The organism is Pseudomonas defluvii (assembly GCF_001695625.1).
Lineage (GTDB): Bacteria > Pseudomonadota > Gammaproteobacteria > Pseudomonadales > Pseudomonadaceae > Aquipseudomonas > Aquipseudomonas defluvii.
The window spans coordinates 1-8,581 of record NZ_MBPN01000151.1 but is presented as its reverse complement, the minus strand read 5'-3'; the positions used below and the strand labels follow the sequence as shown (position 1 = coordinate 8,581).

The 8,581-nt window shown below is 59.3% G+C and carries 8 protein-coding genes; 1 reads left to right on the top strand and 7 read right to left on the bottom strand.

The features are described 5' to 3' along the window. Positions 1-300: 300 nt before the first annotated feature. The 3 genes from EKA13_RS24670 to EKA13_RS24660 are packed head-to-tail and all read right to left on the bottom strand — an operon-like array spanning position 301 to position 3,179. Positions 301-1,623 carry a TRAP transporter large permease gene (locus EKA13_RS24670; protein WP_065761741.1) on the bottom strand — a complete coding sequence of 441 codons (1,323 nt, stop codon included), beginning with the start codon at positions 1,621-1,623 and terminating at the stop codon, positions 301-303. Next, on the bottom strand, positions 1,620-2,153 hold the full coding sequence (locus tag EKA13_RS24665; RefSeq protein ID WP_065761740.1) for a TRAP transporter small permease: 534 nt from the start codon (positions 2,151-2,153) through the stop codon (positions 1,620-1,622). Before EKA13_RS24665 ends, EKA13_RS24670 begins: the two co-directional genes overlap by 4 nt. A 6-nt stretch (positions 2,154-2,159) precedes the next feature. Beyond that, entirely contained in the window at positions 2,160-3,179 is a 1,020-nt protein-coding gene (locus tag EKA13_RS24660; RefSeq protein ID WP_083199905.1) for a TRAP transporter substrate-binding protein, read from the bottom strand. 332 nt (positions 3,180-3,511) lie between these two features. Between EKA13_RS24660 and EKA13_RS24655 the strand changes: the two genes are divergently transcribed. Further along, entirely contained in the window at positions 3,512-4,771 is a 1,260-nt protein-coding gene (locus EKA13_RS24655; RefSeq protein ID WP_065761739.1) for an OprD family porin, read from the top strand. Positions 4,772-4,815: 44 nt separating this feature from the next. Here the strand turns inward: EKA13_RS24655 and hpaR are convergent, their stop codons facing one another. The 4 genes from hpaR to EKA13_RS24635 all read right to left on the bottom strand — a co-directional run. Continuing rightward, positions 4,816-5,238 (bottom strand): homoprotocatechuate degradation operon regulator HpaR, encoded by a 423-nt coding sequence (gene hpaR, locus EKA13_RS24650; RefSeq protein ID WP_065761738.1) that lies wholly within the window; start codon positions 5,236-5,238, stop codon positions 4,816-4,818. A gap of 98 nt (positions 5,239-5,336) precedes the next feature. After that, positions 5,337-6,602, bottom strand: a complete 1,266-nt coding sequence (locus EKA13_RS24645; RefSeq protein ID WP_245704406.1) for a serine hydrolase domain-containing protein — start codon at positions 6,600-6,602, stop codon at positions 5,337-5,339. Positions 6,603-7,066: 464 nt separating this feature from the next. Continuing rightward, a complete protein-coding gene (locus tag EKA13_RS24640) occupies positions 7,067-7,363 on the bottom strand; it encodes a DUF3077 domain-containing protein (RefSeq protein WP_065761737.1) in 297 nt (98 codons plus the stop codon). Between the two features lie 1,040 nt (positions 7,364-8,403). After that, the coding region (locus tag EKA13_RS24635) for a transposase (RefSeq protein ID WP_141685661.1) at positions 8,404-8,581 on the bottom strand (178 nt) is incomplete at its 5' end.

The following is an 8,581-nucleotide window of genomic DNA, read 5'->3' as shown; positions in this document are numbered from 1 at the left end:
AGCCTGTAGGAGCCGGGCTTGCCCGCGATGCAAACACCGCTTACTCGCTGACACCCCACCGACGCCATCGCAGGCAAGCCAGCTCCAACAGACCCCGCGCAAAGCTGTAGGAACCGGGCTTGCCCGCGATGCAAACACCGCGCACTCACTGACACCCCGCCGAAGCCATCGCAGGCAAGCCAGCTCCAACAGACCCCGCGCAAAGCTGTAGGAACCGGGCTTGCCCGCGATACAAACACCGCGCACTCACTGACACCCCGCCGAAGCCATCGCAGGCAAGCCTGCGCCAACAGGTAGCCGTTAGAAACTCAACAACCACAAGCTGAGAGCGGGGAACGCGACCAGCAACACAATGCGCAGTAGGTCCGAACACAGGAACGGGACGATACCTATCGCGGTTTCACTGTAAGGCACGTCGCGCGCGGTGCGCTGGACGATGAACAGGTTCATGCCCAGCGGAGGGTGAATCAGCCCGATCTCCACCACCATCAAGGCCAGAATGCCAAACCAGATCGATTTTTCCGAGGCGTCCAGGCCATAAAAATCCAGGCCCATGATCATCGGATAGAAGATCGGGATGGTCAGCAGAATCATCGCCAACGAATCCATCACACAGCCCAGCAGCAGGTACAGGCCAAGGATGACGACCAGCACCAGCATCGGCGCAAGACCACTGTTGATCACCCACGCGGCTAACTCCGTAGGCATCTGGGTCAGGGCCAGGCCGGAGTTGAGCAGATCCGCGCCCAGCAGCACGAGAAAAATCATCGCCGAGGTTTCTGCTGTACCCAACAGGCTCGCCCGAATACCGTCCCAGCGCATGCCGCCTTGCTGAACCGCAAGGATGCCGCAGGCCGCCGCACCGATCGAAGCCGCTTCGGTAGGGTTGGCCCAACCACCATAGATGCCGACGATCACCACCAGGAAAACGCCAATCACTGGCGACACCTGAACCAGCGCCTTGAGCCGCTCCACCCGCGTCGCCTTCGGCGACACCGTGGCCTGGCTTTCGTCACGGGAGACCATGATCCGCAACACGATCATGTAACCGATGATGGCAACAACCCCTGGCACGATCGCCGCCACAAACAGCTTGGCGATCGATTCCTGGGTCAGCACGGCATAGATGATCAACGGCACAGACGGCGGAATCAGGATACCCAGGGTGCCACCGGCAGCAACGGTCGCGGTCGCCAGACGACCGGAATAGTTGTGCCGGCGCAGCTCGGGCAATGCCACATGGCTCATGGTCGCTGCCGTGGCCAGGGACGACCCGCAAATCGCCCCGAAACCCGCGCAAGCACCAATCGCCGACATGCCCATGCCGCCCTTCCAGTGGCCGATGAACGCCGACGCACAGCGAAAGATCGAACGTGACAGGCCACCGTGGGTGGCGAACTGGCCCATCATCACAAACAGCGGGATGACCGCCAGGTCGTAGTTGGACAGGCGCGAATAGGCCAGATCATTGAGGGTGAACAACAGGCTCGACAGATCGCCGTTGTTCACCGCCCAGAAACAGGCCGCGCCACCGATCAGCATGGTGATGCCGATGTGCACACGCAGTAACAACAGCACCATGGTAATGGACAGCGCAATCAGACCCAGGCTCAGACCGCTCATGCGCGACCTCCCATACGGTGGAAAATGTCGGCAATACGCGCCAGCGCGCACACACCCAATAGCACCAGGCTAGGCACGATCAGCATTAACGGAATCCACAGCGGGAACGACAGCAATGTGGTGACATCGCCGTTCTCATGGTTGTCGAACATCTGCTGTGTGGTGCGCCAGGCCATAATCCACGCCACGGCGCAGCACAGCAGGTGTGCCAACACATCCAGCAGGTCACGCACCCGTGCTGGCAACCACTGGGTCAGCGCGTCGACCTTGATGTGCTGACCGCGCAGTTCGCACAACGGCAGGAACGCAGCGATGGCAAAGGAGGCGCCCACCTCCATCAACTCCATGTCCCCCCGGATCGGCGCCGAAAACAGCTTGCGCCCGACAATGGAAACCAGCGACATGCCGATCAATGCCATGAACGTCAGCCCGCCGGCCAGGGCAAAGCCCTGGGCCAGCTGCATCAAGGCCCTTCGGCCACTCCCCTGTGTTACGTCCGAGGCGACGTTGAAGTCCAAGGATTCGTTCATGGGCGGTTACTGCGCTGCGCGGGAGAGCTTACGCACGCCGTCCACCAGCGCCTGGCCGTCGAGCCCCTTGCCGGCCACTTCCTTGACCCATTGATCGACCGCTGGCGCAGCCGCCGCCTGCATGTCGGCGTAGGCCGCACCATTGATTTCGACCAGACCTTCGGCCGGGGTGGCGTCGTGAGCGCGGTCCATGGCGTTGTCCCAGGAGTTGGCAAAGCGTTCGGACAACGCCTTGCCGCTGTTGCGCTCGATGATCGCCTGCAAGTCTTTAGGCAGGCTGTCGAACTTGCGCTGGCTCATCAGCATGGCCAGTACGGTGTAACCGAAGGCCGGCTGCCCGGCCGGCGTGGCGCTGTGGTACTGGGTCACTTCGTTGAGCTTGGTCGCCGGCACCACTTCCCAGGACGCCAGGGCGCCATCCACCACACCTTTGGAAATGGCTTCAGTCATCTGCGCGGGCGGCATGCTGACTGGAGTGGCACCCAGGCTTTCGATGGTCTTGGCAGCGGTACGGCTGGAGGCACGCAGCTTCAGGCCTGTCAGATCCGCCAGGTTCTGCACCGCCTTGCCGCGCGTGTGCAGGCTCATGCCGCCGTCACCGTGGATCACCAGCACCTTGTAGTCCTTGAAGTCGTCCTTGGCGTACTGCTCGTAGTAATCCCAGATGATCTGGTTCCCAACCTTGCCGCCATAAGGCAGCACGAACGGCAGTTCCAGCGCCTCGACCCGCGGGAACTTGCCGGCGGAGTACGACGGGCCGGTCCAGACGATATCGGCGACCCCGTTACGGGCCATATCCGCGAGCTTGGCCGGCGTGCCGCCCAACTGCATCGACGGATAGAGCTGGCATTGCAGGCGGTCCTGGGATTCCTGGCGCAGCTGATCGCACCACGGCTGAATGATGTTGACCTGAGCGTTGGAGGTGGACGGCAGGAAATGCGCGACCTTGAGGGTGTAGGTCTCGGCATGAGCAGACAGGGCACCTGTCATCGCAATGCACAGGGCGGCAGCTTTGATTTTCTTCATTGTGGTAGCTCCGTTTTGTTTTTGTAGTCGTGTGCGCAGCCGTGGTTCGTGCCGGCATGGGAGGCATTGATACGTTAACAGGTTAATTTTATCAACCGGCTCGTCATGCCTGAAAATGAGCTGAAGCTACCAAAAATCCCGACAAAAAATTTAATAACTCTTAAAAATCAGTTAATTAGCATGATTACTCTGTTTTTCAAATGAAGCTCCTTCGGCTAAAAATCTAAAAAAATGTTGTTAACAGCTTAACAAGTAGCTAACTTTCAGCTGCAAGCCCCTACCGCGCAAAGGGGCCTTCACTCCAAAAACAAAAATGCCTAGAGATAACAATAATGATAAGGAAATTGGGCTCACTGCCCCTGCTCTCCTGTGCCATCGCCAGCAGTTTCAGCGGCGTCGCACTGGCCGATTTCATCGGTGACAGCACCGCACGCATCGAAGCGCGCAACATGTACATGAACCGCGACTTCCGCCAGGACAATGCCCCTCAGGCCAAAGCCGAAGAGTGGGCACAAGGCTTGACCGGCCGCTTCGAGTCAGGCTTCACCGAAGGCACGGTGGGTTTTGGGGTGGATGCACTCGCCCAGGTCGGGATCAAACTCGACTCCAGCCGTGACCGCCGCAACACCGGCCTGCTGCCCTATGGCCGGCAAAGCCTGGAGCCGGAAGACAACTACAGCGAACTGGGCATGACCGCAAAACTGCGGGTATCGAAAAGCGTGCTCAAGGTGGGGACCTTGCAGCCCCTTCTGCCCGTAGTCTCGTATAACGACACGCGCCTGCTCTCCTCCACCTACTCCGGCGGCCTGCTGACCTCGCAGGAAATCGACGGCCTGACCCTCAACGCTGGGCGCCTGGACAAGATCAACCTGCGCGACTCATCCAGCAACGATGAGATGAACTACGGCGGCGTGGAAAGCGATCACCTCGACCTGGCCGGCGGTAGCTACAACCTCACCCCGAACCTGACGGCGAGCTACTACTTCGCCAAGATGGAAGACATCTACCAGCAGCACTTCGCCGGCCTGGTACACACCTGGAAACTGGGCGAAGGCGTCAGCCTGAAAACCGACCTGCGCTACTTCAGCACCGGCGAAGACGGCGAGAAACGCTTTCGCAGTGCGGCACGGGTCAATGGCGGGCACATCGACAACCGCTTCTTCAACGGCATGACTACCCTGGCGGTGGGTGCGCATAAATTCGGTTTGGGCTACCAGAACCTGTCGGGAGATGGCGACTTCGCGTTCCCAGGCGTAGACCCGTACTCGGTCAACCTGGTGACCTACAACGCCTTCACCAAAGCCGAGACCGACGCCTGGCAAGCCCGTTACGACTATGACTTCGCGGGCCTGGGCATTCCCGGGCTGGCTTTCATGACCCGCTACGTCAACGCCAAGAACGTCGAGACTGCCGCCGTGCAGGGCGGCACAGAGTGGGAACGCGATACCGACCTGGTCTACACCTTCCAGGACGGCTCACTGAAAGGCCTGAACATACGCCTGCGCAACGCGACCTTCCGCTCCGGTGACGGCCTGAAAACCGCAATCGACGAAAACCGCATCATCCTCGGCTACACCCTGGCACTGTTCTAAGCCTGACGCGCGCCTGCCCGCAACCCTGGGCAGGTGCGACACACTCAGGGCTTGATCTGCTTGAGCTCTTCCAGCAAGCCAAGCAGTTGCTGCAGCTTCTCCTCGCCCATCTGTTGCTGAATACGCCGATAGTTCGCCTCCACCTCGTCAATCATGGACACGAAGCACTGCTGCCCCTTTGCCGTCAGATTGATCATGACCCGCCGCTGATCATGGACAAGCTTGCGCCGGCTGACGATACCGTCGCGCTCCAGACGCCCCAGCACGCCGGTCATGCTCGGTTTGAGAATGCAGGCCAGCTCCGCCAACTGATAATTTTCCATCTCGCCCTGCTGACGCAGAATGCGGATGACCCGCCATTGCTGCTCGGTGAAACCGTGCTGGTTGAGCAATGGCCGAAAGAACGCCATGGCTGCTTCGCGGGCCTGTAGCAGGGCGAGCGTGAGAGAGGGGCTGGTAACGGGCATGAGGGGTAATGGGCTCCGACGTGTTATGAGTTATTCAACGGCGCTGACACCAGACTGCCCAACAGAGGGTGCAGCGTCAATTGAATAGCGGCCTGACCCTACCGGCTCATCAGGTACTTGGCCACGGCATGGTAGGCCGGCAACGACGTCGCATCGTTGGCCGCGTTGGCGGCGACGGGATGGCTGGCGAACCGTGCGATCACCACCTCGGCCTTTGGATCAACATAGAGTGCCTGGCCATAGACACCTCGCGCCATGAATGCACCATGCTCGTTATGGGTGTTCCACCACATGTCGTGGTAGCTCCAGCCGGCCAATGTGGCGTAGCCGGCCTTGGCAAAGGCCTCCTTGCTGGCACCGCGGCGAATGTCATCCACGGCAGCCTTAGGCACGACCTGCTGCCCGTTGTACCGCCCTTCGTTGCGGATCATTTCACCGAACCGGGCCAAATCACGCAGCCCCGCATTGAAACCACCACCCGCAAACGGCGTACCCGTCGAGTCGACCGTCATGTAGGCATCCTGCTCCGCCCCAAGCTTGCTCCAGATACGCTCGGAAAGCAGCTGCGCGACGTTTTTACCACTCACCCGCGCCAACACCCAGCCCAAGGCATCGGTATTGGCCGTGCGGTAATGGAACGCCTCACCGTGAACACCTTCTGGCTGCACGGTTTGCAGGAACTCATAGTACGAACGCGGGCCGGTGTAGTCTTTCGGCTTAGGCAGAGGGCTACCGGCGGCAGCATGCGCCCATACTTCAGCCTTGGGGTCGGCGTAGTTCTCGCTGAAGCGTATGCCCGCGGTCATGTCCATCAACTGGCGCACGGTCGCACTGCCAAAGGCCGACTTGCCCAGCTCTGGCACGTACTCAACCACCTTGCGCTCAGGGTCAAGCGTGCCCTCGGCCACCATCATCGCCGCCAGCGTGCCGATGAACGTCTTGGTCACCGACATCCCTGCATGCTGCCCTTCTGGCTTCAATACGCCGAAATAGCGCTCGTACACAACGCGCCCTTTGTGCAGCACAACGATGCCATCGGTGTAGTTCGCCAACAACGAATCGCGCCAGGTCATCGGGCGGTCGCTGCCCATCGGGACAAAACTTACCTCATCAATACCCGCCTGCAGCTCACGCTCGAGCGTGTTGGGTGCACCAATGCCACGCGACACATTAATCGTCGGCATCAACTCCCTGAAATGCGCGACACTCCAACGCCACTGCGGATACTGGAAGTAACTGCCATCTTCGAAGCGAATAATACGCTCGGGCGGGGGTGGCGACCCGACCATCCAGCCCATTTTGGCCGGATCACTCTCCAGCGCATTGGGGGTGGGTGGGCTACTGAATGCAGCACTCGGCATCATCAATGCCAGCACTGCACACACGAGGGGAACACGAACAGCGCGTTGCATCCGACCAAGCTTCATAGCTCAACTCCCTTTTGGCTTATCGCCACCATACCGATAACCGCCTAAAGCCGCTCGCTTTAGCGTGCCATGATATGGCGCCGTACCGCGATCAAAACACGGCCGTTTGGATTAGGTATGCAGATGCTGCGATGGCGTCGGCGGGGTGCCTGTGAGTGCGCGGCGCCTGCATCGCGGGCAAGCCCGGCTCCTACAGAAATGGCGCGGCCCCTGTTGGAGCAGGCTTGCCTGCGATGGCCTCGGTGCGGTGTCCGTGAGTTCGCGGCGTCTGCATCGCGGGCAAGCCCGGCTCCTACAGGCTAGCGCGGGCTCTGTTGGAGCTGGCTTGCCTGCGATGGCGTCGGTGGAGTGTCAGTGCGTTCGCAGCGCCTGCATCGTTGGCAACATGCACTGTCTTTGGCTTAAAAAGCCTCGTCGCAACCCTCGATCAACGCATCCACAACCGCCTTGGCGCTGCTCAAGGTATGCCGAAGCAGCCAGGCAGCATTGCCCTGCAGCGGCACGTCGCCCATCGCCGCGTCATACAGCACGCCCTGCATCGTACCGAGCAATTCAGACACACTCTCCAGCGCATCAGGCATGGCGACACCGGGCACAACAGCGAACAACTTGCCCTGCTTTGCTGCGTCGCCAGTGCCATGAAACAACGCACCTCGGCCGGTACTAATAACGAACCTCTGCCGCTCTTCAGGCGTCATTGGGCACCGCCTTGCCTGGCTGGCGGGCAAGCGTTGGGCATGAGGGTGTGGGGATGGGAGAGGCTGAATATCTGCATGATGGGCTCCAAGTTTGCTCTGGAGCTGCCACGATCCTTCCTACGGGATTGGGTGGCAGCTGTGCATGGGGTAGGAATACCGGGAGACTTGGAACCCGGCCAGGCCGAAGCCTGCCCACACACAGCCGCCATAACGCGAACCACACGCTCAAAAAAGATGCGTGCAATCGCTATGGATACGCGATGTGCGCCAAGTTATCCAACGGGTTCCTACGCCCGGCCACGGGATTGACCGTGACTTTCGCTGACGAGTCAGCGACGGGCGAACCATACCGAGCCTGACCGCAGGCTGCAACCCGGTTTACAACACGGGTTCTGCACACCTCGCCATGACCGCACATGCTGCACAAGGGATGGTGCAGCGTGACAAAGAGCATCCAGGTCGCTACAGAAAAATACTACAAAGCATTAAGCAATAAACCTACAGCAGACTGTGAAATTCCTGACGCGAAGTGCGGAAACTGACGAATGCCGAGGTGAGTACACTGTGTAAAAATCGGAAACTTTCATACAAGTCAGCCCCCCAGCACTTGCTAGTAGTACCTCCAGACAACTCAATCACTCAACGACACACTAAAAACCAACCAACAATAAGACCAACACCGACCTGGGATACCACTTGAAAAACCACAACCTCCTATTGCTAATCACAGCAACGCTGCTCACAGGCTGCTCAACAACACCAGATGAGCCCGACCTGAACAGCACACTCCCCACTCTATCGCTACAAACATTACTCCCTACCGCAGCACCTAACGATTACTGCAACAGCACGATGGATAGCGACATCCTCTATGGAACCGGCCAATTCTTATACGACGCCAAAATATATGCACTAGCCGAAAGCTGCCTTATTATGGCCGCACCCAAACACAAAAGAGCACTTTGCTATTTATCTAGCATGGCCGAGCAAGACCAATCAAAACCCGAAAGCGAAAGAAACACTAAAGCGGCTCTTCGCATTTAAGGGTGTAGCTGATTTCTAAACCCTCCTGACTTCAGCAAGCACCTGGCTATGTAATTGGTTAAATTTCTAAAGCCCAAGGCGGTACCTCGTAAGTGCTCAAGTCGCCCGTTGATAGCTTCTGTTGGACCGTTGCTGGTTCCTGGCCGGTCGAAGTAGGCAAGGATGCTCTCAGCG